Annotated in this window: 22 protein-coding genes; 14 read left to right on the top strand and 8 right to left on the bottom strand. The window is 70.7% G+C overall.

Translation table 11 applies throughout. The features are described 5' to 3' along the window. Nucleotides 1-379 precede the first annotated feature (379 nt). From mshD to pstB, 11 genes are all read left to right on the top strand, one after another. Nucleotides 380-1,318 (top strand): mycothiol synthase, encoded by a 939-nt coding sequence (mshD, locus tag OG538_RS16520; RefSeq protein WP_406094341.1) that lies wholly within the window; start codon nt 380-382, stop codon nt 1,316-1,318. 91 nt (nt 1,319-1,409) lie between these two features. Further along, on the top strand, nt 1,410-1,817 hold the full coding sequence (locus tag OG538_RS16525; protein WP_406094343.1) for a GntR family transcriptional regulator: 408 nt from the start codon (nt 1,410-1,412) through the stop codon (nt 1,815-1,817). After that, nucleotides 1,817-2,710, top strand: coding sequence for an ABC transporter ATP-binding protein (locus tag OG538_RS16530; RefSeq protein WP_406094345.1), 894 nt, complete (start codon nt 1,817-1,819; stop codon nt 2,708-2,710). The genes OG538_RS16525 and OG538_RS16530 overlap by 1 nt, the downstream gene beginning before the upstream one ends. After that, the gene (locus OG538_RS16535; RefSeq protein WP_406094347.1) at nt 2,710-3,705 is read left to right on the top strand and encodes an ABC transporter permease; all 996 of its coding nucleotides are present in this window, start codon (nt 2,710-2,712) and stop codon (nt 3,703-3,705) included. Before OG538_RS16530 ends, OG538_RS16535 begins: the two co-directional genes overlap by 1 nt. 246 nt (nt 3,706-3,951) lie before the next feature. Beyond that, nucleotides 3,952-6,207, top strand: a complete 2,256-nt coding sequence (locus OG538_RS16540) for an RNA degradosome polyphosphate kinase (protein WP_406094349.1) — start codon at nt 3,952-3,954, stop codon at nt 6,205-6,207. Continuing rightward, nucleotides 6,176-7,198, top strand: a complete 1,023-nt coding sequence (locus OG538_RS16545) for a CHAD domain-containing protein (RefSeq protein ID WP_406094351.1) — start codon at nt 6,176-6,178, stop codon at nt 7,196-7,198. The genes OG538_RS16540 and OG538_RS16545 overlap by 32 nt, the downstream gene beginning before the upstream one ends. After that, nucleotides 7,195-7,623: an NUDIX hydrolase gene (locus tag OG538_RS16550; RefSeq protein WP_406094353.1), complete on the top strand. Its 429-nt coding sequence runs from the start codon at nt 7,195-7,197 to the stop codon at nt 7,621-7,623. Before OG538_RS16545 ends, OG538_RS16550 begins: the two co-directional genes overlap by 4 nt. 459 nt (nt 7,624-8,082) lie before the next feature. Then, nucleotides 8,083-9,219, top strand: coding sequence for a phosphate ABC transporter substrate-binding protein PstS (pstS, locus tag OG538_RS16555; protein WP_406094355.1), 1,137 nt, complete (start codon nt 8,083-8,085; stop codon nt 9,217-9,219). A gap of 176 nt (nt 9,220-9,395) precedes the next feature. Beyond that, complete coding sequence (pstC, locus tag OG538_RS16560; protein ID WP_406094357.1) at nt 9,396-10,388, top strand: phosphate ABC transporter permease subunit PstC; 993 nt, start codon at nt 9,396-9,398, stop codon at nt 10,386-10,388. After that, entirely contained in the window at nt 10,385-11,467 is a 1,083-nt protein-coding gene (gene pstA / locus OG538_RS16565) for a phosphate ABC transporter permease PstA (protein WP_406094358.1), read from the top strand. Before pstC ends, pstA begins: the two co-directional genes overlap by 4 nt. A 23-nt stretch (nt 11,468-11,490) precedes the next feature. Further along, complete coding sequence (pstB, locus tag OG538_RS16570; protein ID WP_406094360.1) at nt 11,491-12,267, top strand: phosphate ABC transporter ATP-binding protein PstB; 777 nt, start codon at nt 11,491-11,493, stop codon at nt 12,265-12,267. Nucleotides 12,268-12,383: 116 nt separating this feature from the next. Here pstB and OG538_RS16575 read toward each other — a convergent pair whose 3' ends face one another. Both OG538_RS16575 and OG538_RS16580 read right to left on the bottom strand, forming a co-directional pair. Continuing rightward, nucleotides 12,384-13,382: an anion permease gene (locus OG538_RS16575; RefSeq protein WP_406094362.1), complete on the bottom strand. Its 999-nt coding sequence runs from the start codon at nt 13,380-13,382 to the stop codon at nt 12,384-12,386. 5 nt (nt 13,383-13,387) lie between these two features. Then, nucleotides 13,388-14,008, bottom strand: coding sequence for a DUF47 family protein (locus tag OG538_RS16580; RefSeq protein ID WP_359144544.1), 621 nt, complete (start codon nt 14,006-14,008; stop codon nt 13,388-13,390). Nucleotides 14,009-14,208: 200 nt separating this feature from the next. Between OG538_RS16580 and OG538_RS16585 the strand changes: the two genes are divergently transcribed. Next, entirely contained in the window at nt 14,209-14,604 is a 396-nt protein-coding gene (locus OG538_RS16585; protein ID WP_406094364.1) for a metal-sensitive transcriptional regulator, read from the top strand. A 35-nt stretch (nt 14,605-14,639) separates the two neighbouring features. Here the strand turns inward: OG538_RS16585 and OG538_RS16590 are convergent, their stop codons facing one another. Beyond that, nucleotides 14,640-14,834, bottom strand: a complete 195-nt coding sequence (locus OG538_RS16590; RefSeq protein ID WP_406094366.1) for a hypothetical protein — start codon at nt 14,832-14,834, stop codon at nt 14,640-14,642. Between the two features lie 141 nt (nt 14,835-14,975). Further along, the gene (locus OG538_RS16595; RefSeq protein ID WP_406094367.1) at nt 14,976-15,860 is read right to left on the bottom strand and encodes a hypothetical protein; all 885 of its coding nucleotides are present in this window, start codon (nt 15,858-15,860) and stop codon (nt 14,976-14,978) included. 132 nt (nt 15,861-15,992) lie between these two features. Here OG538_RS16595 and OG538_RS16600 point away from each other — a divergent pair, with 132 nt between their 5' ends. Together OG538_RS16600 and OG538_RS16605 are read left to right on the top strand one after the other, a co-directional pair. Beyond that, the gene (locus OG538_RS16600) at nt 15,993-16,181 is read left to right on the top strand and encodes a hypothetical protein (protein WP_406094369.1); all 189 of its coding nucleotides are present in this window, start codon (nt 15,993-15,995) and stop codon (nt 16,179-16,181) included. 47 nt (nt 16,182-16,228) lie between these two features. Beyond that, nucleotides 16,229-17,821: an FAD-binding oxidoreductase gene (locus OG538_RS16605; protein ID WP_406094371.1), complete on the top strand. Its 1,593-nt coding sequence runs from the start codon at nt 16,229-16,231 to the stop codon at nt 17,819-17,821. Nucleotides 17,822-17,886: 65 nt separating this feature from the next. On the opposite strand, the gene OG538_RS16610 is transcribed toward OG538_RS16605, so the two are convergent. The 4 genes from OG538_RS16610 to OG538_RS16625 form a co-directional block, all read right to left on the bottom strand. Further along, nucleotides 17,887-18,618: a phosphatase PAP2 family protein gene (locus OG538_RS16610; RefSeq protein WP_406094373.1), complete on the bottom strand. Its 732-nt coding sequence runs from the start codon at nt 18,616-18,618 to the stop codon at nt 17,887-17,889. A 268-nt stretch (nt 18,619-18,886) separates the two neighbouring features. Next, nucleotides 18,887-19,879, bottom strand: coding sequence for an NlpC/P60 family protein (locus tag OG538_RS16615; protein ID WP_406094375.1), 993 nt, complete (start codon nt 19,877-19,879; stop codon nt 18,887-18,889). A gap of 274 nt (nt 19,880-20,153) precedes the next feature. Next, on the bottom strand, nt 20,154-20,750 hold the full coding sequence (locus tag OG538_RS16620) for a hypothetical protein (RefSeq protein WP_406094376.1): 597 nt from the start codon (nt 20,748-20,750) through the stop codon (nt 20,154-20,156). Continuing rightward, entirely contained in the window at nt 20,747-23,125 is a 2,379-nt protein-coding gene (locus tag OG538_RS16625; RefSeq protein ID WP_406100177.1) for an alpha/beta hydrolase, read from the bottom strand. The genes OG538_RS16620 and OG538_RS16625 overlap by 4 nt, the downstream gene beginning before the upstream one ends. Nucleotides 23,126-23,177 lie beyond the last annotated feature (52 nt).

The raw sequence follows: 23,177 nt of genomic DNA on the forward strand, positions 1-23,177 counted from the left end.
ACCGGCCGTACGACTGTCGCAGACGCAGGGCGGCCGGTCCGGGGCCGTGCAGGGGAGTCCCCGCAGGACGACGAACATCGACCCGGGTCCGCTGCGTACCCGCGGAACGTTCGTCGTCTGAGGAGACGCCCCGGAGGGGCCACGGACCCCCACCACCGGGCCAAAGCGCCCCTACGGGGCACCCGCACCCCACCAAGCCCGTCCGGCGATTGAGGACGGAACCCCCCACCCCGGACCGGGGCGCAGCCAAACTCCGGCGCAACGCCCCGCAGACGCACCGGCCCGTCCGGCGATTGAGGACACAACCCCGGCCAACAGACCCCCGCGCGCCGACAGAGGCAAGGCACAGAACACCCGCCCCCGCCGTACGCTCGTACACATGACGACTGACGTACCCCTCCCCGCCCCCGGACGCGAGATCCAGACGCTGGACACCCTCTTCCCCGAGCAGGCCGAAGCCGTCGCGGAGCTCCTCGCCGAGGCCGCGCGGTCCGACGGCCGGCAAGCCGTGTCCGAGCAGGGGCGGCTGCAGTTGCGGGGCGGGCACCGGGAGGGCGTGCGGCATTTCCTGCTGACGGCGGGCGGCACGCTGGTCGGGTATGCGCAGCTGGAGGACACCGACCCCGTCGAGGCACCGGCCGCCGAGCTGGTCGTGCACCCCTCGCACCGAGGGCACGGGCACGGGCGGGCCCTCGGGGCGGCGCTGCTCGCCGCGACCGGCAAGCGGCTGCGGGTCTGGGCCCACGGCGGGAAGTCCGCGGCGCGGCATCTCGCGCAGGTGCTCGGCCTCTCACTCTTCCGCGAACTGCGCCAGCTGCGGCGCCCGTTGAGCCCGCTGAACATCGCGGAGCCGGTACTGCCGCCCGGCGTCACCGTCCGCACCTTCGTGCCGGGCGAGGACGACGCGGCATGGCTGGCCGTGAACAGCGCCGCGTTCGCCCACCACCCCGAGCAGGGTTCCCTCGCGCAGCGCGACCTCGACGACCGCAAGGCCGAGCCCTGGTTCGACCCGAAGGGGTTCTTCCTCGCCGAGCGCGAGACCGAGGGCGGGGGCACCGAGCTGATCGGCTTCCACTGGACGAAGGTGCACGCCGAGGAGCAGCTCGGCGAGGTGTACGTGGTCGGCATCCGGCCCGACGCCCAGGGCGGCGGACTCGGCAAGGCGCTCACCGCGATCGGGCTGCGCCACCTCGCGGGCGAGGGGCTGCCGACCGCGATGCTCTACGTCGACGCGGACAACACCGCTGCCGTCTCCGTGTACGAGCGAATGGGCTTCACCACCCATGAGGTCGATCTGATGTACCGCACGGAGTCCTGAGCCTCCCTCAACACCCCCCGGGGCGGCGTCGTTTGACGCCGCCCCTGTTTTTTGCCACCCTTTCACTACTCAATTAGTGAAAGGGGGAAGCATGGCACAGTCCGCAGCGGTCGAGTTCCGCATCGACCGACGCAGCGGCGTCGCCACGTACCTCCAGATCGTCCAGCAGACCAAACAGGCGATGCGGCTGGGACTGCTGGAGCCGGGCGACCGGCTTCCCACGGCCCGCGAGGTCGTGGAGGCAACCGCCATCAACCCGAACACCGTCCTGAAGGCCTACCGCGAGCTGGAGCGCGAGGGCCTCGTCGAGGCCCGGCGCGGCCTCGGCACCTTCGTCACCCGGACGCTCGGCGGCGGGGCCGCCGCCGACGACGGCCCGCTGCGCGCCGAGCTGGCCGACTGGGCGATCCGGGCCCGCGCGGCGGGGCTCGAAAGGGACGACGTGAGCGCCCTCTTCACCGCCGCACTCGACCGCGCATTCCCAGGGGAGAAGAACTGATGACAGGTGCAGTGATCGAGGCGGTCGGCCTCGGTATGCGATACCGGCGAAGAGATATCGGGTGGGCGCTGCGCGACTGCTCGTTCCGGCTGCCCGCCGGACGTGTCTGCGCCCTGGTGGGCTCCAACGGCGCCGGGAAGTCCACCCTGCTCGCCATCGCGGCCGGCTTCCTGCGTCCCACGCAGGGCACGCTCACCGTCCTCGGAGCGGCCCCGGGCACGGCCCGCTCCCGGATGGCCTTCGTGGCCCAGGACAAGCCGCTGTATCTGCAGCTGACGGTCGCCGAGACGCTCTGGGCGGGTGCCCAGCTGAACCCCACCACCTGGGACCAGGACACCGCCGAACGCATCACCGAGACGCTCCCCCAGGGCGCGAAGGTCCGCGCCCTGTCCGGTGGACAGCGCACTCGGCTCGCCCTGGCCCTCGGCCTCGGCAAACGGCCGGAACTGCTGCTGCTGGACGAGCCGATGGCCGACCTCGATCCGCTGGCCCGTCATCAGCTGATGGGCGCCCTGATGGCCGAGGCCGCCGAACACGGGACCACCATCCTGATGTCCTCCCACGTCCTCACCGAGTTGGAGGGCGCCTGCGACTACCTCCTGCTCCTCGACGGCGGCCGCATCCGTCTCGGCGGCGAGACCGACGACCTGCTCGCCGCACACACCCTGCTCACCGGTCCCGTACGCGACCTCGCTCCGCACACCGTGGTCGAGTCCCGCACCACGGGACGGCAGCTGACCGCGCTCGTCCGGGACGAGGGCCCGGCGACCGCCGACGGCTGGGAGACGACGGAGCCCTCACTGGAGGAGCTGCTGCTGGCGCATCTGCGCTCGCCCGGGGCCCCCGACCTGCTGACACCGAGTGCCGAGGCCGGCAGCAAGGCGGTGGCCTGATGAGCACCACCGGTCTGCGCGCCCGTGCCCGTACCGCACCAGCCGAACTGCGGGGCCCCGTAAGGGTTCTGCTCCACCAGCACCGCCGTTCCCTGTGGGCGGCCTGCGCACTCCTGGGCCTCGGCATCGCCATCGTGGTGGGGCTCCGGATATGGGTGGCGTCCTCGCCCGAACGCTGTGCCGACGGCGACACCACCCGCTGCGGCGACAGCACCTACCTGCCCACCTACGCCCGCACCGCCGCCGAGACCTATCTTGCGGACGGCGGCACCGCCGTCCTGCTGCTCGCCGTACTCGCCGGCGTCTTCGTCGCGGGTCCGCTGATCGCCCGCGAGCTGGAGAACGGCACGTACCGGTTCGTCTGGGCCCAGTCGGTGTCGCCCGCCCGGTGGCTGGCGGCCCGGCTCGCACTGCCCGCGGTCCTGGTGACCGCCGGCGTGACCGTTCTGGTCCCGGTCTACCGGTGGGGCTGGTCGGGGCTGCGGGACAATCCGTACGCCAGCGGACTCGGCTGGTACGAGAGCGGGATCAACCCCGCCCTCGGCACGAGCGCCGTCGCCTACCCCCTGCTGGCCATCGCCGTCGGCGCCCTGTTCGCCGTCCTCGTACGCCGCACCCTCCTGGCGATGAGCCTCACGGCCCTCTTCCTGGGCTCGGTCATGCTGGCGTTCGGCAAACGCCGCTACGAGCTCTGGCCGACCGCCCGTTTCCTCGGCAGGGACACCCCGCCCCAGGACGCCTGGCACATCGAGTCGGGCATGCTCACCCCGTCCGGGAAGGAGCTCTACTGGAAGGACTGCTGGGACGCGGTCCCCACCCATCCCGAGGACCCCGCGAGCTGCCTGCGCGACCGGGGCGGAGTCACCGACTTCGCCGACTACCACCCCGCCTCGCACTTCTGGCCGCTCCAGCTGGTCGAGACCGGCATCCTGCTCGTCCTCACCGCCGCCGCGGTCGCCCTCGCCTTCCGCGTCCTGCGGCGCCGCCACGCCTGACCGGAGGACCGCACAGGGCCGTGCCCGGGGCCCGCCACCCCCGGGCACGGCCACACCGCTTCCTGCATGTCATGTCGCCGTTACCGGCCATTCAGACGGTCTTGCGACCCTCACACAATGCAGCCAGCTGTGCCGACCCCCCGCAACGGGAGAATTCCCGGCGGAGAGCGCGCCGACCACGCGATCTCCGCGATCTCATCCCCCTCCGACGCGCCCCCGGAGCACTCCGCGCGGAAGAATGGGCCCATGAGCCAGCAGCCCAGCTCCGAGGTCCCGGTCCAGCCCGCCGCCCAGCCGTCCGTCGGCTCCCTCGCCGCGCACCGGCCGCACGCCGTCGCCACCCCGTCGTCCTCGTCCGCCGCCCTGTCCACCGCGGCCGACCTGGATCCCGAGATCGACGCCGACGCCGACGCGTACGAGCCCGACGTCGACGGGGACGAGCTGCCGCAGGGCCGGTTCCTCGACCGGGAACGCAGTTGGCTCGCGTTCAACGAACGTGTTCTGGAACTGGCCGAGGACCCGGCGACGCCCCTCCTCGAACGGGCTAATTTCCTCGCCATCTTCGCCTCGAACCTGGACGAGTTCTTCATGGTCCGGGTGGCCGGTCTCAAGCGCCGCATCGCGACCGGTGTCGCCACCCGGTCCGCCTCCGGCCTCCAGCCCCGCGAGGTCCTCGACCTGATCTGGACCCGCTCGCGCGAGCTCATGGCCCGGCACGCGGCCTGCTACCAGCAGGACGTCGCCCCCGCCCTGTCCGACGAGGGCATCCAGCTGATCCGCTGGCCGGAGCTGACCGAGAAGGAACAGGCGCGCCTGTTCACCTTCTTCCGCCAGCGCGTCTTCCCCGTGCTGACCCCCCTCGCCGTCGACCCGGCGCACCCCTTCCCGTACATCTCCGGCCTCTCGCTCAACCTCGCCGTCGTCGTACGCAACCCCGTCAGCGGCCACCGCCACTTCGCCCGGGTCAAGGTGCCGCCGCTGCTGACCCGCTTCCTGGAGGCCTCGCCGCAGCGCTACGTCCCCATCGAGGACGTCATCGCCGCCCACCTCGAAGAGCTCTTCCCCGGCATGGAGGTCCTCGCGCACCACATGTTCCGGGTCACCAGGAACGAGGACCTGGAGGTCGAGGAGGACGACGCGGAGAACCTCCTCCAGGCCTTGGAGAAGGAGCTCATGCGGCGCCGTTTCGGCCCGCCGGTCCGCCTGGAGGTCGAGGAGTCCATCGACCCGTACGTGCTGGACCTGCTGGTCCGCGAGCTGAAGGTGTCCGACGCCGAGGTCTACCCGCTGCCCGGGCCGCTCGACCTCACCGGACTGTTCGGCATAGCGTCGCTGGACCGGCCCGAGCTGAAGTTCCCCACGTTCATCGCCGGCACGCACCGCGACCTCGCCGAGGTGGAATCCGCCTCCGCGCCCGACATCTTCGCCGCCCTGCGCGAACGCGACGTGCTGCTGCACCACCCGTACGACTCCTTCTCCACCTCCGTCCAGGCTTTCCTGGAACAGGCGGCCGGCGACCCCGACGTCCTCGCGATCAAGCAGACGCTCTACCGGACCTCGGGCGACTCCCCGATAGTGGACGCCCTGATCGACGCCGCCGAGTCCGGCAAGCAGGTCCTCGTACTCGTGGAGATCAAGGCCCGTTTCGACGAGCAGGCCAACATCAAGTGGGCGCGCAAGCTGGAGGAGGCGGGCTGCCACGTCGTCTACGGGCTGGTCGGCCTGAAGACGCACTGCAAGCTCTCGCTCGTCGTCCGCCAGGAGGGCGACACGCTGCGCCGCTACTCGCACGTCGGCACGGGCAACTACCACCCCAAGACGGCCCGGCTGTACGAGGACCTCGGCCTGCTCACCGCCGATCCGCAGGTCGGCGCGGACCTCTCCGACCTCTTCAACCGGCTCTCCGGCTACTCGCGCCGCGAGACCTACCGCCGCCTCCTCGTCGCCCCGAAGTCGCTGCGCGACGGGCTGATCGTCCGGATCAACAAGGAGATCGCGCACCAGCGGGCCGGCCGGCCCGCCTACGTACGCATCAAGGTCAACTCGATGGTCGACGAAGCGATCATCGACGCGTGTTACCGGGCCGCTCAGGCGGGCGTTCCCGTCGACATCTGGGTCCGCGGCATCTGCGCGATCCGCCCCGGCGTCACCGGACTCTCCGAGAACGTCCGGGTCCGTTCGATCCTGGGCCGCTTCCTCGAACACTCGCGGGTCTTCTCGTTCGGCAACGGCGGCGAGCCCGAAGTCTGGTTCGGCAGCGCCGACATGATGCACCGCAACCTCGACCGCCGTATCGAGGCCCTGGTCCGGGTCACCGACCCCGCGCACCGGGCCGCGCTCAGCCGGCTCCTGGAGACCGGCATGGCCGACACCACCTCCTCCTGGCACCTGGGCCCCGACGGGAACTGGACCCGGCACGCCACGGACACGGAGGGCCGGCCGCTGCGGCACGTACAGGAAATGCTCATCGATGCCCGGAGGCGCCGGCGTGCGACGCCCTGACCACCAGACACAGGCAGACGTGACCGCGGGGGCGGTGCTCGCACCGTATCTGCGGGCACAGGCCGCGGACTTCCTGCGCAGCCTGCGTCTGCACCGCGAGAACAGTGCCCCCAGCGACGCCGGGCCCCAGGCAGCCGAACAGGCCACCGGGGCACTGCGCCGCTCGTCCCGCCGCATCAGCGGCACCCTGCACACCTTCCGGGCGGCGCTCGACCCGCTCTGGGCCGAGCAGCTGCGCACCGAACTGGCCTGGCTCTCCGGCACCCTCGCCCGCGAACACGCTTACGCGGACCGGCTGTCCCGGCTCCTCGAAGCGCTGCACGGACTGTCGGGGGCGGCGCTGCCGACGGCCCGGGCCGAGTCCGGCGGCACCGCGACCGCCACCGCCGTCGACAAGGAGCGCGCCGTCCTCGGTGTCGGCACGGCGCGCGCCGGCGCACTGCTGGAACGGCAGCTGACCCTCGCCCGGACCCGCGCCCACTCCGCGGCGCTCCAGGCACTCGGCTCCTCACGCTTCCACGCGGTGGCCGACGCGGTCGCGCTGCTCGCCTCCGAGGTCCCGCTGTCCGCCGCGGCCGCCGAACCCGCGGGTGAGCTGTTGCGCGAGCCGGCCGACCGGGCGGAGCAACGGCTGCTCGGCGCCGTCGCGGCGCTCCCCTCGGACGAGGCGGCCGAGCCGTACAACGAGGCGCACGACGCGCCCTGGCACCAGACCCGGCTGCTGCTGCGCCTGCACCGGTACGCCCACGAGGTGGTCCGGGGCGCCCCCGATCCGGTCCTGGCCGGCCCAAGGCACGCGCTCGATCTGCACCGGGACGCGGCGGAGGCAGCGGCGGCGGCCTCCGCGGCCGCCCGTACCCCGCGCATCGCGCCGACGACCGCGTACGCGCTGGGGGTGCTCCACGCCGACCAGCGCCATGAGGTGGAGGCGGCCCGGTCGGTCTTCCGGGAGTGCTGGCCGTACGCGACGACGGCGGCGATCCGGTCATGACCCGGGCGGTGGGCGGCACGGTGCGGGCGGCGGGCTGCGTGCTGTGGCGCCGCCCGCCCGCCCCGGCCGGCGGGGGCGTGGAGCTCTGTCTCGTGCACAGGCCTCGTTATGACGACTGGTCGTTCCCGAAAGGGAAGCTGAAGCGCGGCGAGTCCCCGCGGGACGCGGCGCTGCGCGAGGTCCTGGAGGAGACGGGGCACCACTGCGTGCCGGGTGCCGTGCTGCCCATGGTCCGGTACGTCGCGAACGGCCGGCCGAAAGAGGTCACGTACTGGTCCGCCGAGGCCACGGCGGGCGCCTTCGTTCCGAACAGCGAGGTGGACGGCGTGCTGTGGCTCCGCCCGGCGGCCGCCCGTGCCCGCCTGACCCAGCCCCGCGACCGCGAGCTGCTGGACGCGGCCCTGCGGACCCTGCCGCACGCGTAAGGGCCGTCCCGTGATCCCTGGTGCCCGCCGGGGATCACGGGAGGGCCTGCCCGTAGCCGGGAAACCTTCTCCCCTCCCGCCCTCTCCCCCTCCGGCGTTCCGGGGACGGGCATCCGAACCTCCGCCCGGGGCCGCGCCGCCTTCACCGGTGCCCGCGCCGCCTGCCCGCGCACCCGCCGCCCCCCTTCCCGCAGGTGCCCGCGCCGCCTTCCCTCGTGCCCCCGCCTTTCCTCGTGCCCGCGCCGCCACACGCCCCTCCGGACCGGAACCAGGCCGCCCGACACGGTTCACCTCCCGTTCACTCACCCCCGCAGACCGCTTCACCTGTTCTGCCTAATTTCGGCAGTGCACGGTGCGAGGCACTCACCGCACCGGACAGAACTTCCGCTCCACCCATCACCTCGCACGCCGTCGTAGACCGAAACCCACCACGGCGGCTCCTGGAAGGAACACCCGAAAGTGAAGCTTCAGCGCAAGAACCGGCTTCGTGCCACCGCGCTCGGTGCCCTCGCCGTCTCCGGCGCCCTGGTCCTCACGGCGTGCGGTTCGGACAACAACAGCGGCAGCGACACCGGCGGGAACGGCGCTGCGACGAAGGCCGCGTCGAACGTCAAGTGCGACGGCGCCAAGGGCCAGCTGCGCGCCTCCGGGTCCAGCGCTCAGAAGAACGCCATGGACCTCTGGGTCAAGGAGTACATGGCCGCCTGCTCCGGCGTGGAGATCAACTACAACTCCTCCTCGTCCGGCGAGGGCATCGTCGCCTTCAACCAGGGCACCGTCGGCTTCGCCGGCTCCGACTCGGCGCTGAAGCCCGAAGAGGTCGCCGACTCGAAGAAGACCTGCAAGACCGGCCAGGGCATCAACCTGCCGATGGTCGGCGGCCCGATCGCGGTCGGCTTCCACCTCGAGGGTGTCGACAGCCTCACCCTGGACGCCCCCACCCTCGCCAAGATCTTCGACACGAAGATCAAGAAGTGGAACGACCCGGCGATCGCCAAGCTCAACCCGGGCGCCAAGCTCCCGGACAAGGCGATCCAGCCCTTCCACCGCTCCGAGGACTCCGGCACCACGCAGAACCTCGGCAAGTACCTCGGCGCCGCGGCCCCGAACGACTGGAAGTACGAGGCCGAGAAGAAGTGGCCGGCCCCCGGTGGCCAGGGCGCGACCAACTCTTCCGGTGTCGCCACCCAGGTGAAGCAGGTCGACGGCTCGATCGGTTACTTCGAGCTCTCCTACGCCGCCTCGCAGCAGATCACCACGGTCGACATCAACACCGGTGGCGCCGCCCCGGTGAAGGCCTCCTCGGAGAACGCCTCCAAGGCCATCGCCGCCGCCAAGGTCAAGGGCACCGGCAAGGACCTGGCGCTCGACCTCGACTACACCACCAAGGCCGAGGGCGCGTACCCGCTGGTCCTGGTGACGTACGAGGTCGTCTGCGACACCGGCAACAAGGCCGACACCCTCGGCACGGTCAAGTCCTTCCTGACCTACACCGCCTCCGCCGACGGCCAGAAGCTGCTCACCGAGGCCGGCTACGCCCCGATCCCCGAGGCGATCAACGCCAAGGTCCGCGAGACGGTCGCCGGCCTCTCGTAACCCGCACACCCCGCACGACGCAACAGGCGGCCCGGTCCGGCGCACCCCTCCGGACCGGCCGCCGCCCCGGAGGCGTCGGGCGGCCTGCGATCGCAGACCGCCCGGCCACCTCTCATCCCCATCCGGTGCACCGCCGCCAGGGGAGCCCCGGCTCCCCCACACAGACCGGAAAGACCATGGCTTCCACCACACAGACAGAAGTTCCACCGGCCCCGCCGGGCAGGCGCACCCGCGCCAGGTCCACCGGCCGCGTCGGTGACAAGATCTTCCTGGGCCTCTCCCGCGGCTCGGGCATCCTGCTGCTCGCGCTCATGGCGTCGATAGCCGCCTTCCTCACGTACCGCGCGGCAATCGCCATCTCCGGTGACGAGGGCAACTTCCTCACCACCTTCGACTGGAACCCGGCCGGCGACCCGCCCGTCTTCGGCATCGCCGTCCTGCTCTTCGGGACCGTCGTCAGCTCGATCATCGCGATGGTCATCGCGGTTCCGATCGCTGTCGGCATCGCCCTGTTCATCTCGCACTACGCCCCGCGCAAGCTCGCCGGCGTGATCGCGTACGTCATCGACCTGCTCGCCGCGGTGCCCAGCATCGTCTACGGCATCTGGGGCGCTCTCGTCCTGGTGCCGTACCTCGAAGGCCTGAACCTCTGGCTCGACCAGTTCTTCGGCTGGACGTACATCTTCGAGAAGACCGAGATCGGCGTCGCCCGCTCGCTCTTCACCGTCGGCATCCTGCTCGCGATCATGATCCTGCCGATCGTGACCAGCGTCAGCCGCGAGGTCTTCCTCCAGGTCCCGAGGATGAACGAGGAGGCCGCGCTCGCGCTCGGCGCCACCCGCTGGGAGGTCATCCGCCTCTCGGTGCTGCCGTTCGGCCGCTCCGGCGTGATCTCCGCCTCGATGCTGGGCCTGGGCCGCGCACTCGGCGAGACGATGGCCGTCGCCACGGTCCTGTCGCCGAGCTTCCTCATCTCGCTGCACGTGCTCAACCCGGGCGGCGGGACGTTCGCCCAGAACATCGCCGCGAAGTTCGGCGAGGCCGACGCGTTCGGGCGCGACGCCCTGATCGCCTCCGGCCTGGTCCTCTTCGTCCTCACCCTGCTGGTCAACGGCGCCGCGCGGCTCATCATCGCCCGCCGCAAGGAGTACTCGGGGGCCAACGCATGAGCCACGCATCCACGAGCGTCCAGGAACGCCCGACGCCCACCCCGCCCCCGCCGGCCGGCAGCCTCAGCAGCCGGACCCTGCCCCGCCTGGCCCCGCTCGGCTTCGCCGTCGTGGCGATCGCCCTCGGCGTCGGCATCGGCGCGGCGGCCGGCTGGCACAGCCGCGTCCAGTGGGGCCTGCTCTCCGCGCTGCTCTTCCTGGCGATCTCGTACGTCGCCACCAGCGTCGTGGAGAACAAGCGCCAGGCGAAGGACCGCCTGGCCACCAGCCTCGTCTGGGTCTGCTTCCTGATCGCCGTCGTCCCGCTGGCCTCCCTGCTCTGGACGACCGTCAGCCGCGGCTCCGAACGCCTGGACGGCTACTTCCTGACGCACTCGATGGCCGGCGTCCTCGGACCCGAGGCGAGCGGCGGCGTCTACCACGCGCTGATCGGCACGCTGGAGCAGGTCGGCATCGCCACCCTCATCTCCGCCCCGCTCGGCCTGCTCACCGCCGTCTACCTGGTGGAGTACGGCAAGGGCGCACTGGCCAAGGCCGTCACCTTCTTCGTCGACGTGATGACCGGCATCCCGTCCATCGTCGCCGGTCTCTTCATCCTCTCGATCATGTTGATCGCGGGCCTGGAGCCCTCCGGCCTGATGGGTGCCCTCGCCCTGACGATCCTGATGATCCCGGTCGTGGTCCGTTCCACCGAGGAGATGCTGAAGCTCGTACCGAACGAGCTCCGCGAGGCCTCCCTCGCCCTCGGCATCCCGAAGTGGCGCACCATCCTGAAGGTGGTCCTGCCGACCGCGATCGGCGGCATCGCCACCGGCGTCATGCTCGCCATCGCGCGCATCGCAGGTGAGACCGCACCGATCATCCTGCTGGTCTTCGGCAGTCAGCTGATCAACCCGAACCCCTTCGAAGGCGCCCAGTCGTCACTGCCGTTCTACATCTACGAGCAGTACAAGATCGGCGAGGCCGCGTCGTACGACCGCGCATGGGCCGCCGCCCTGGTCCTGATCGCCTTCGTCATGATCCTCAATCTGGTGGCCCGCGGCATCGCCCGCTGGAAGGCCCCGAAGACCGGCCGCTGAGGCCACGGAAAGCAGTGATTCAGATGGCCAAGCGCATCGACATCAGCGGCCTGTCGGCCTTCTACGGCAGCCACAAGGCGATCGACGACATCTCCATGACCGTGGAGCCCCGCTCCGTGACCGCCTTCATCGGCCCGTCCGGCTGCGGCAAGTCCACCTTCCTGCGCACCCTGAACCGGATGCACGAGGTCACCCCCGGTGGCCGCGTCGAGGGCAAGGTGCTGCTGGACGACGAGAACCTGTACGGATCGAACGTGGACCCGGTCACCGTGCGCCGCACGGTGGGCATGGTCTTCCAGCGTCCGAACCCGTTCCCGACCATGTCGATCTTCGACAACGTCGCGGCGGGCCTGCGGCTCAACGGCTCGTACCGCAAGAACGCCCTGGGCGACATCGTGGAGAAGTCGCTGCGCGGCGCGAACCTCTGGAACGAGGTCAAGGACCGGCTGAACAAGCCCGGCTCCGGCCTCTCCGGCGGTCAGCAGCAGCGTCTGTGCATCGCCCGCGCCATCGCGGTCGAGCCCGACGTCCTGCTGATGGACGAGCCGTGCTCCGCACTGGACCCGATCTCCACCCTCGCGATCGAGGACCTGATCGGCGAGCTGAAGGAGCGCTTCACGATCGTCATCGTGACGCACAACATGCAGCAGGCGGCCCGGGTCTCGGACCGCACGGCGTTCTTCAACCTCGCGGCGGTCGGCATGCCCGGCAAGCTCGTCGAGATCGACGAGACGGCCCGCATCTTCTCCAACCCCTCGGTCCAGGCCACGGAGGACTACATCTCCGGCCGCTTCGGCTGAGGGTTTCCCCAGACGGCCTTGGGGTGCTGCATGGCGGTGCCACCACAAGGCGAAGGGTCCGCCCCGCCCTCCGTGAGGAGGGCGGGGCGGACCCATGCGTACGGTCCGGGGAACGGTTACCCGAAGACCAGCGCGACGACCCCGTAGCTCGCGGCAGCGACCAGGGCCGCCGCCGGCATCGTGATGAACCACCCCAGGATGATGTTCTTCGCGACGCCCCAGCGCACCGCGTTCACGCGCTTCGTGGCGCCGACACCCATGATCGCCGAGGTGATGACGTGCGTCGTCGAGATCGGCGCGTGGAACAGGAAGGCCGAACCGAACATGATCGAGGCCCCCGTCGTCTCGGCGGCGAAGCCCTGCGGCGGGTCCAGCTCGATGATCTTCCGGCCGAGCGTACGCATGATGCGCCAGCCACCGGCGTACGTACCCAGCGACAGCATCAGCGCGCAGACGAGCTTCACCCAGACCGGGATCGGGTCGCTGTACGTCTCGTGGCCGGAGATGACCAGGGCCATCACCACGATGCCCATCGTCTTCTGCGCGTCCTGCAGGCCGTGACCGAGCGCCATGCCCGCGGCCGAGACGGTCTGCGCGATGCGGAAACCGCGCTTGGCCTTGTGCGGGTTGGACTTCCGGAACATCCACATGATGGCGACCATCACCAGATAGCCGACCACCAGGCCGATCACCGGCGAGATGAACATCGGGATGACGACCTTGTCGAGCACCCCGCTCCAGTGCACCAGCGTCCCGCCCGCGAGCGCGGCGCCGACCATGCCGCCGAACAGGGCGTGGGAGGACGACGACGGCAGGCCGAAGTACCAGGTGATCAGGTTCCAGATGATCGCGCCGACGAGTGCGGCGAAGAGGATTCCCATCCCCTTGTCGCCCGTGGGCGTCGCGATCAGGCCCTCGCTGACGGTCTTGGCGACCCCGCTGCCGAGGAACGCGCCTGCGAGGTTCATCACCGCCGCCATGGCCAGGGCCGCACGGGGGGTGAGCGCCCGGGTGGAGACCGACGTGGCGATGGCGTTCGCCGAGTCGTGGAAGCCGTTCGTGTACGTGAAGCCGAGCGCGACGCCGATGGTCACGATCAGTACAAAGGTGTCCACGTGGTTCAGGACTCCTTGACCGCGATGGTCTCCACCGTGTTCGCGACGTGCTCGAACGCGTCGGCAGCCTCTTCCAGCACGTCCACGATCTGCTTCAGCTTCAGCACCTCTATGGCGTCGTACTTGCCGTTGAAGAGCTGGGCGAGCAGCTTGCGGTGGATCTGGTCGGCCTGGTTCTCCAGACGGTTGACCTCGATCCAGTACTCGGTGAGGTTGTCCATGGTCCGCAGGTTCGGCATGGCCGCGGCAGTCAGTTCCGCCGCCCGTGCCAGTACCTCGACCTGCTGCTCGACACCCTTGGGGAGCTCCTCGACCTGGTACAGCACGACCAGGTCGACGGCCTCCTCCATGAAGTCCATGATGTCGTCGAGCGACGAGGCGAGGTTGTAGATGTCCTCGCGGTCGAACGGCGTGATGAACGAGGAGTTCAGCTGGTGGAAGATCGCGTGGGTGGCATCGTCCCCCGCGTGCTCCGCTGCCCGCATGCGCTCCGCGATCTCGACTCGGGAGGCAGAATCCGCCCCGAGCAGTTCCATCAGGAGCTTCGAGCCGGTGACGATGTTGTCCGCGGACGCGGAGAACATGTCATAGAAGCTCGTCTCCCTGGGGGTCAGACGAAAGCGCACGTGGGGTCCTCGGGGTGCTTTGGATTCGGTCAGGCTGATGCTAGGCGCATCATCCGGCCACGGCTAACCGGCATTCTTCAGTGTCGCGCATCAGGCACAGTGATCAGCACGGGGCCCCGGTCACGTTTCAGCTGAATTCGTTAGGATATACCCACCAGGGGTATATAAACGGCAGGGTAAAGGGAAAACGGGAGGCAGCAATGACCACCACCGAGGCCACCGAGGCGGATCGGTCGCCGGACACGGCGGGCGGCGCGGGCACGGCCGGCGCCACGGCTGCCGCCGAATCGATCGTGACCGACCACGACCGCGGGATACACGGCTACCACCACCAGAAGGCCGAGCACCTCAAGCGCCTGCGCCGCATCGAGGGCCAGATCCGCGGCCTTCAGCGCATGGTCGACGAGGACGTCTACTGCATCGACATACTCACCCAGGTATCGGCGTCCACCAAGGCACTCCAGTCCTTCGCGCTCCAACTCCTGGAGGAGCACCTGCGCCACTGCGTCGCCGACGCCGCGGTCAAGGGCGGCGAAGAGGTCGACGCGAAGGTCGAAGAGGCCACCAAGGCCATCGCCCGCCTGCTGCGCACCTGATCAGGGCCTCGGCCCCGCTCCTGCCGCCCGCCCCGTCACCCCCGGTGGTCCGCCTGCCGGGGGACGGTGGTGCGCTCGGCGATCACCTTGACGTCGAGCACCTCGTCGATACGGTCCGCGCTCAGCCGCTCCCCGATCGCCGCCGACGCCGCGATCATCAGCTCCCCGCACAGCTCGATCTCGGCGAGAGCCACATGGTCCGATACGGTCCGCGGGCTGAGCGTCACCACGTCACTCACCTCTCACTGCCGTCGCCGACTTCCCAGGGTAGGGATTGCGACACACACCGCGCATGGCACGGACGGACCATTTCGCCACCGTCAGATGCCTAGTGCGGCGCCCGGCACGGTCCGCCCCGGACGACGGGTCGGTCACTCCCGCCGCCCCTGCTCGATCGCACCGGTGTAGATGTCGCCCGCGGCAGGCAGCGGTACGGAGACCGCCACCCCGAACCCGTACAACAGCGTCGTCGACACCACTTCCCGCACCGCCCCTTCGTTGGCGAAGCTGAACCGGTGCCGCACCTTGCGCAGCCGCCCCTGCTCGTCCAGATACGCGTCGAACGGCACCGTGTCCGTACGGAACCCCTTCGCCGCGGCCGTCAGCGCACCGCGCGAAGGGGGCGAGGCGTGGCGGGCGGCGCGCGCGATGTCGGTGGTCCCCCGGTAGTGCCGCACGGTCACCCCGGCCAGGTCGGTCTCGCCCACGTATGTCACCGCGCGCACCCCGCCCAGCAGTTCGGCCGCGGCCATCGGGTCGGTGACCCCGCCGGTCACCAGGTTGCCGTCCGCCAGGGCCGTCGTGTCGATCCTGACCCACTTGTCCGCGGGCACCCCCGCCCCGCGGTTCATCATGTAGAGCGCGCCCGGAGCCAGCAGTTCCGTGATGGGCCGGTGCTCGTCCTCGCCGGCCGCGTCCTGCGGCAGCACCACCTTGAGCCGGCCGGACTGGGTACGGAAGTCGTACGTCCCACGGCCCCTGATCGTCACCCTGGTGCCGCCGGCCGCCGTCTCCATGGACGTGGCAACCCGAGCGCTCCCCGCCGCCGGCCCGCTCCCGGCACCCGGCGCGGGCCCCACGAGCACCGCCGCGGCCCGCCGCACGGCTTCGACTGCGGCGGGGCCGGACCGGTCGTCCGCCGAGGCACCGGCCCCGCCGTCCACCGCGCACCCGGCGGCCGCCACCATCACGCCCACCACGGCGAGGGCGCACACAGCGCGCGTGCCGCCACCGGACCTGTGCTGCTGCACCACCATCGCCTGCCAACCCCCAACGCCGACCGCCTGCCCGAGCCCCCCACCCGTCCCGCATAACGACCGCCCCTGTCCCCCGTAACGCCGCTCGCACACCCCTCACCGCCGGACGGCCCCGACCAGTACCGTGGACGCGTGTACGACCAACACACCGCCGAGGTCCCGCCGGCCGTTCCACCGGCCCGGCCCACCCACGAAGCCACCACTGTCGAACGCGGCTCGTTCTGCATCGCCCGCTGCCGCTGCGGCTGGTCGGGACCCGCCCGCCGGTCCCGCGACCTGGCCCGCACGGACGCCGCGGACCACCGCACGTCGGCGTCCTGACCACCGGCCCTCCCCCTCTCTCCCCTCCCCCATTCCCCGGAGGTCCGATGCCCCTGCCGAACCGGCGCACCGTCCTGAGCGCCGGCGCCGCAGCCGTGCTCAGCGCCGCCACCACCGCGTGCGACGACACGAGCCCGGGCGCTCCGGCCGCCGGTCCCGCACCGGCCACGTCGGCGACCACCCCCGCACCATCCGCCACGCCGTCGACGACCTCGTCCACACGTCCGGCGGACTGGCCGGCCCTCGGCAGAAGCCTCGCCGGTTCCCTCGTACGACCGGACGACGCGGCCTATCCGACCGCCCGTCAGCTCTACAACACCCGCTACGACAACCAGAGACCGGCCGCTGTCGCCTATGTCCGGAACGAGGCGGATGTACGCGAGTGCCTGGCGTTCGCCCACCGCAGCTCCGTGCCCGTCGCCATCCGCAGCGGCGGGCACTCCTACGGCGGCTGGTCGAGCGGCAACGGCAGGCTGGTCGTTGACGTCTCGTCACTGAAGGACGTCAACCGGGACGGCACGATCGGCGCGGGGGCCCGGCTCCTCGACGTCTACCAGGGCCTCGCCGCACACGGCCTGACGATCCCCGGCGGTTCCTGCCCCACGGTCGGCATCTCCGGCCTGACCCTGGGTGGCGGACACGGCGTCGCCTCGCGCGCGTACGGCCTGACCTGCGACAGCCTCACGGGCGCGACGCTCGTCACCGCCGACGGCAAGACCCTCACCGTGGACGCCACACACCACCCCGACCTCTTCTGGGCGCTGCGCGGCGCGGGCAACGGCAACTTCGGCGTCGTCACCGAACTCCGCTTCCGCACCCGACCCGCCCCGCAGACCGTCTCCGCGTACATGTCATGGCCGTGGTCACGCGCTCGGGCCGTGGTGACGGCCTGGCAGGAGTGGGGCCCGGAGCAGCCGGACGAGATCTGGTCCGCCGCCCACCTCGCGGCGGGGCCGGGCGGTGGCAACCCGACGGTGTCCGTCTCGGCCTTCAGCCTCGGCACCTACGGCGACCTCCAGAACGCCGTGGACCGCCTCGCCGACCGGATCGGCGCCTCCGCGTCCTCCGTCTCGCTGCGCCGCCGCAGCTACCAGGAGGCGATGCTGGTGTACGCGGGCTGCTCGGGCATCACCGACGCCCAGTGCCACCTGCCCGGCACCACACCGGGCCGCGATCCGCAGGGTTCGCTCCAGCGCGAGACGTACGCGGCCGCATCCGACTTCTACAACCGCTCCCTGCCCCCGGCGGGCGTCCAGGCCCTGCTGGACCGGACCGAGGCCTTCACCCGGATCGGCACGGACCAGGGCGGCGGCGGATCGGTCGCGCTCACCGCCCTCGGCGGCGCAGTCAACCGGGTCGACCCACAGGCCACCGCGTTCGTCCACCGCGGTTCGCGGATGCTCGCTCAGTACATCGGCGCCTGGCGGCCGGGCACGGCGGGCACGGATCAGCAGAAGTGGCTGAAAGACACCCACTCCGCGCTGCGCCGATACGCCTCGGGTGCGGCGTACCAGAACTACACGGACCCGTCCCTGACGGACTGGCGCCAGGCCTACTACGGCCCTGCCGCGACCCGCCTCGGCGAGGTGAAGAAGCAGTACGACCCGGAGGGGTTCTTCACGTACCCGCAGTCACTGTGACCGTGCCCACCGGCCTCGCCTGACGCCACGTGGGGCCGTGGGGGCCCGGCCGTGATGCGCAGGCCCTACGCGGCCAGCCCCTTCTCGCCCTCCGAGCCGCCGCCCGAACCGGGCCGCGGCTCGGGGATGCCGAGCGCCTCGCCACCGCTCCCGGCCGAGGCCGCGAGCGGACTGCGCGACCGGACGAGCCCGCCCAGCCGGTCCGAGCGGGAGACGGCGCCCACCAGCGGTGTCAGCAGCATCATCGCGAGCGGCGCGAGCAGCAGCGCGGCAGCCGTGCCGAGCGCGAAGCCGCCGATGACGTCGGTCGGGTAGTGCACACCCATGTAGATCCGGCAGAAACCCTCCAGCAGCGCGAGCGCGATGGCCGCGATGCCGAACTTCCGGTTCGCCACGAAGAGCCCGACGCCGAGGGCCATCGCCATGGTGGCGTGGTCACTGACGAAGGAGAAGTCGTTCTTCCCGTCCACCAGGACGTCCAGCCCCTGGTGGTCCTTGAACGGCCGCGGCCGCTCCACGAACCCACGGATCGGGATGTTGATCAGCAGGGCGATCCCGGCCGCGAGCGGCGCCCAGACGAGCCCGGCGACAGCGGTCACCGAGTCCTCGGCCGTGCCGCGCCGGCGGACACTCCACCAGCACCACAGGACCACCAGGACCATGCCCAGCATGATCCCGTACTCACCGACGAACTCCATGACCCGGTCGAACCAGGTGGGAGCGGACTTCGCGAGCCCGTTGATGTCGTAGAGCAGGCTGACATCGGGGTTCGACCCATCCAGTGCGAGTCCAGCCATCTGCCGCGGCCCCTTGCCTTGTCTGCTGCTGCGGCACACACCCATGTGCGCCGCTATGACGAACCCCCGTATTCGGTTCGATCACTTACGTGCGTCGGGGCGACGCTAGGTCAATGGCCGCGGCCCCGGTCCAACCAGAGAACGACGCGTCCCGTGCGTACGTTCCACTCTCCACCGAATGATCACCATGACGTTATCGAAGAGTGACTCATCGTCGCAGCTCAGGGCCCAGGCTTCACAGAGAGTTCCAGCCACCGACGCCCGGGGGTCAGGCCGCCGGCTGCGTGGTCGGAAGGGCCGCCGCACCGTCCTTGGTGACGCGTGTCGCACCGAAGTAGTCGGGCGTGTCGATCTTGTCGAAGCGGATGACGGCGCCGGTGTACGGCGCGTTGATCATGTACCCACCCCCGACGTACAGACCGACGTGGTGAATGGCCCGCGAGTTGGCCAGATCATCGGAGAAGAACACCAGGTCCCCCGGGAGCAGCTCGTCCCGCGAGGGGTGCGGACCGGCGTTGTACTGGTCGTTCGCCACACGCGGCAGCTCGATGTCGACGGTGCGGTACGCGGCCTGCGTCAGCCCCGAACAGTCGAACCGCCCGCCCTGCTCCGGCGTACCGTTGCCGCCCCACAGATACTTCGTACCGAGCTTCTTCTGAGCGAAGTAGATCGCACCCGCGGCCTGCTGGGAGGGCTGCACCCGTCCGACGGGCCGGGCGAAGCTCTTCTCCAGGGAGCGGATGATTCTGACGTAGTTCTGCGTCTCCGAGATGGCCGGAACCCCGCCGGACTTGATGACCCGGTACGCACCCGCGTTGTAGGCCGCCAGCATGTTGTCCGTCGGATCGCCGGGCACCTGCTTCACATACCCGGCAAGCTCGCAGTCGTACGAGGCGGCGGACGGAATCGCGTCGGCGGGATCCCAGACGTCCCGGTCGCCGTCCTTGTCCCCGTCCACGCCGTGCGACGCCCAGGTCCCCGGGATGAACTGCGCGATCCCCTGAGCGGCCGCCGGACTCTGCGCACGCGGGTTCCAGCCGCTCTCCTGGTAGAGCTGGGCGGCGAGGAGAGCGGGGTTGATGGCCGAGCAGAGGTTGCCCCACTTCTGGACGAGCGGCTGGTACTTGGCGGGCACGGCCCCCTTCGCCAACGCCACGGCACCACCCCCGCCGCCCACGAGGCCGGAGGCGGCGGAGTACGTACCGACGACGAGCAGCGCCACGAAGCACATGGCCACGCCGACGCCGATCCCACCAGCCATCCAGAATTTCCGCACGCGTCAACCATCCCCCATCGGACCGGGGTTCATGGGCCGTTTCGAGGGTGTGTACGAGTAATCCGGGTCATCCGGGTCACCGACCGGCCTTCCCGGCGCACCGGACACCCGGCCCGGCGCGCCCGGTGCGCCGGGGTGCGCCGGGGTGGCCGGGTGGCCGGGTGTCGCGGATGGGCGGAGGGGTGGATGGGCGGGTGACCGGGCGTCCCGGATGTGCGGGATGCGCCGGCCCGGCCCGTCACGCTGCGGTGAGCACCCTTCAGGAGGCCCCGCGCGACCAGTAGTCGGACCGCACATGGGGGCTGGGGAGCGGGTAGACGCCTCGGTACGCCGGCCCGTTCGGCTTGGACGTGGAGTCGGCGACCTTCGACTCCTTCACACACGGACTGTCCGCCTCGAAGAAGACCTGCCCCTTGGCCCGGACGCTCACACTGATGCCGAATCCGTCCTTCGTCACCGCGTAGACCGCCGGGAACACCGCGTCGTCGTTCTTCGCCTTGATGCGGTAGTCGCTCGTGCGCCAGAACTTCTCGACCTGGTCCAGGAACGTCTGCCGGCGTTCGGCGGACACGATGGTCATGACGGTGCGTCTGCGGGTCACATCGCAACTGCCCTTGGTCGTGGGTCCGTGGGCCCACTGCACCTCGGGGGCGATCTCCTTCAGCACGGCGTCGAGCATGCCGTCGGCCCGGTCGGCGGCCCCCTGCATGTCCATGCTGTTCCCCTTGGTGCCCGTGGAGCTCTCGGTGACGGCGGTACCCGCGTTCGCACCCGACGGGTCCTTCTCGCTTCCGCAGGCGGACAGCGCGAAGCCGACAGCCAGAGCCACCGCGATGATCTGGAACCTTCGGCTCATCGCTGTTCCTCCATCTTGAGCCGGTCGGCGTGTCCCGACACGATAAGAGCAATGCTGTCGGCGGACATGGCGTCCCGTACCGGGTTGAAGTAGTTCGAGTGTGCATCGAAACTCACACCGTCTCCGCTGACGAGCGGCTTGCCGGGGTCCACGGGGAACCGAACCGCCCCGAAGGCCTTGCTCGCCGGGTCCTTGCCGAACCAGAGGTCGTCGTCGCCCGGGTCGGCCAGGTCCCCCGCCAGGTAGGCCCCGCCCGGACCGCCCAGGATCATCCCGATGCCGCCCACGATCACCTGCGTCTTGGACGGGAGTTGGGTCACCGGGTCGTTGGCCGCCGCACCGACGTAGACGTGCGCCGCCCCGACCCCGAGATCCACGGCGTGGTCCACGCCCACTCCAGGGCTGCCGACCAGAATGATGTCGTCCACACCCGGTATCCCGCCGGGGCGCTGGGTCGCGGCACCGACGGTGCGCGAGCCGTAGGAGTGCCCGATGGCAGTGAGGTGGGGATCCTTGTTCTGATTCGTGGCCGCGATGCCGCCCATGAAGTCGTAGTAGGCCGCCCCGCCCTTCTCCGCCCGGCCGGTACCCGCCACCGCAAGGCTCTGCATCCCGTCCGGCGTCTGCGGTGTGTCGTACCCGAGCCAGACGATCGCCGCGCTGGACGGGTCGTAGCCCTGGGCGCCGATCGCCGTGTCCCGGGCGCGCTTGAGGTCGTTCTTCGCGAACTCCTCGTCGAGGGAGGTGTTCAGCCCCGGCACGTACGCCGACACGTTCTGCGAGGTGTCGGGGTTCCCGTAGGAGACGATCGCCCGCCCGTTGCCCTCGGCACTGACCCCGATGAGGTACATCGGAGGCTGGCTGCCCTCCTTCAGCTGCCGGTCGATCTCCCGGAGCCCGGCCAGCTGCTCCTTCGACTTCTTGTCGTTCCGGCCCTCCAGGTCCGAGATCAGGTCCGGAAGGTGGCGGCGGTTGGCCGTGTCCCGGTCCGCTACCGGAATCCCGTCCAGAGCGCCGATGCGGTCCGGGGACAGCTCGAGATACCGGTCACGCTCCTGCTGCGTCAGCCCGTTCCACCAGGCCTTGCGCCCGGCCGCACTGCTACCGGTCGGGATGCGTTCGTTGAGGTAGTCCCGCTCCGCACCGCGTACCGACGACTCGACGCGCGTACCCGACCCGGGCAGCCCGGTGAGCGCGCCCCCGACCCCGCCGGGCCCCGTGGCCGCGTCCCACGCGGCTTCCACGTACTGCCCCTTGCCCCATTTGCCGCCCGCCTTGTCCGCGGCCTGGGCGTACTGGTGGACGACGCCCCTGGCGGTGCCCACGGGGTGCGCGATCGTGTCGACGGCACCGGTGACATCGCCCAGCAGACCGTCGCCGCCGACCAGGCCGGTGAAGAAGTTGCCGCCCGAACCGCCGGCGGAGGGCGTGGAAGACCGCGTGGTCGGGGATTGTCTACCCGCGTCGACTGCTGAAGAAGAAGAGCCGGACGCGCCCGAAGCACCCTCCGTTGCGGCAGCAGTACCGGCCGAACCCGAGCCACTGCCGGTGTCGGATCCACCGGAACCGGTGTCGGATCCACCCGAGCCGGTAGAGCTGTCGCCGGTGGAGCCGGTGGAGCCGTTGCCACTGGTTCCGGTGCCGTTGCCACTGGTTCCGGTGCCGTTGCTGCCGGAGCCACCGGGCTCACCGCGCCCGGAGCTGGCTCCACCGGACCCAGCGCCCCCGGCCACCGTCGCACCTTCAAACCCGTCACCGGAGCCGGCGCCGCTTCCGCCGTCCTTGCTGTTCCCGCCGCTGCGACCGTCGGCAACGACCCCGGTCGACTGGCAGGAATTTCCGGTCACCTGGCAGATGGCACCGCGGAATCTCCCGGACACCTGCCCGGCCATCCCCGTGGCCACGAGCCCGCCCACCAAGGCCGCGACCACGAGGATCAGGCCGACGTACTCCAGTGCGGACTGCCCGGTGTCCAGACGCCACTTGATCATCCGGGGGACGCTGAACGAACGAGGCTCAGCGCGCTGCTCGGGCGCGAGCCTGAACCACGCGCGGGACTGCGGCCGGCACAGCAGGATCAATACGACGACGGGCAGCGCCAGTTGCGTCACGCTCCTGCTGTTGTCCGCGTCGTTCAGCGTGGCCAGCGCGCCTACCGCGAGCCAGGCATGCACGGCAAGCAACCCGCGCCAAACCCGGGGGCCGCCTGCCCGCACGTACAGCGACAGACCGAACCCGGTGATGCCGGGCAGCGCGGCGTACAGCACCATGCCGAGCAGTCGACCGTCCACCGCGTCGACCGATGAGGCCACGAGCAGCGCGTTGAACGCGCCCACGAGGGTGACGACGAAGAGTAATCGGACGAGAATCAGCACTGCCTGCAAGGGGCGCGACAGTGGCTGTCTGCCCGGACGGACCTCGGGGGTG

Source organism: Streptomyces sp. NBC_01013 (assembly GCF_045162765.1).
Taxonomy (GTDB): domain Bacteria; phylum Actinomycetota; class Actinomycetes; order Streptomycetales; family Streptomycetaceae; genus Streptomyces.

Bases quoted from the DNA above. Each gene is read 5' to 3' on its own strand.
- mshD (WP_406094341.1), top strand. From the start codon at position 380: ATGACGACTGACGTACCCCTCCCCGCCCCCGGACGCGAGATCCAGACG.
- OG538_RS16525 (WP_406094343.1), top strand. From the start codon at position 1,410: ATGGCACAGTCCGCAGCGGTCGAGTTCCGCATCGACCGACGCAGCGGC.
- OG538_RS16530 (WP_406094345.1), top strand. From the start codon at position 1,817: ATGACAGGTGCAGTGATCGAGGCGGTCGGCCTCGGTATGCGATACCGG.
- OG538_RS16535 (WP_406094347.1), top strand. From the start codon at position 2,710: ATGAGCACCACCGGTCTGCGCGCCCGTGCCCGTACCGCACCAGCCGAA.
- OG538_RS16540 (WP_406094349.1), top strand. From the start codon at position 3,952: ATGAGCCAGCAGCCCAGCTCCGAGGTCCCGGTCCAGCCCGCCGCCCAG.
- OG538_RS16545 (WP_406094351.1), top strand. From the start codon at position 6,176: ATGCCCGGAGGCGCCGGCGTGCGACGCCCTGACCACCAGACACAGGCA.
- OG538_RS16550 (WP_406094353.1), top strand. From the start codon at position 7,195: ATGACCCGGGCGGTGGGCGGCACGGTGCGGGCGGCGGGCTGCGTGCTG.
- pstC (WP_406094357.1), top strand. From the start codon at position 9,396: ATGGCTTCCACCACACAGACAGAAGTTCCACCGGCCCCGCCGGGCAGG.
- pstA (WP_406094358.1), top strand. From the start codon at position 10,385: ATGAGCCACGCATCCACGAGCGTCCAGGAACGCCCGACGCCCACCCCG.
- pstB (WP_406094360.1), top strand. From the start codon at position 11,491: ATGGCCAAGCGCATCGACATCAGCGGCCTGTCGGCCTTCTACGGCAGC.
- OG538_RS16585 (WP_406094364.1), top strand. From the start codon at position 14,209: ATGACCACCACCGAGGCCACCGAGGCGGATCGGTCGCCGGACACGGCG.
- OG538_RS16595 (WP_406094367.1), bottom strand. From the start codon at position 15,860: ATGGTGGTGCAGCAGCACAGGTCCGGTGGCGGCACGCGCGCTGTGTGC.
- OG538_RS16605 (WP_406094371.1), top strand. From the start codon at position 16,229: ATGCCCCTGCCGAACCGGCGCACCGTCCTGAGCGCCGGCGCCGCAGCC.
- OG538_RS16610 (WP_406094373.1), bottom strand. From the start codon at position 18,618: ATGGCTGGACTCGCACTGGATGGGTCGAACCCCGATGTCAGCCTGCTC.
- OG538_RS16615 (WP_406094375.1), bottom strand. From the start codon at position 19,879: ATGGCTGGTGGGATCGGCGTCGGCGTGGCCATGTGCTTCGTGGCGCTG.
- OG538_RS16620 (WP_406094376.1), bottom strand. From the start codon at position 20,750: ATGAGCCGAAGGTTCCAGATCATCGCGGTGGCTCTGGCTGTCGGCTTC.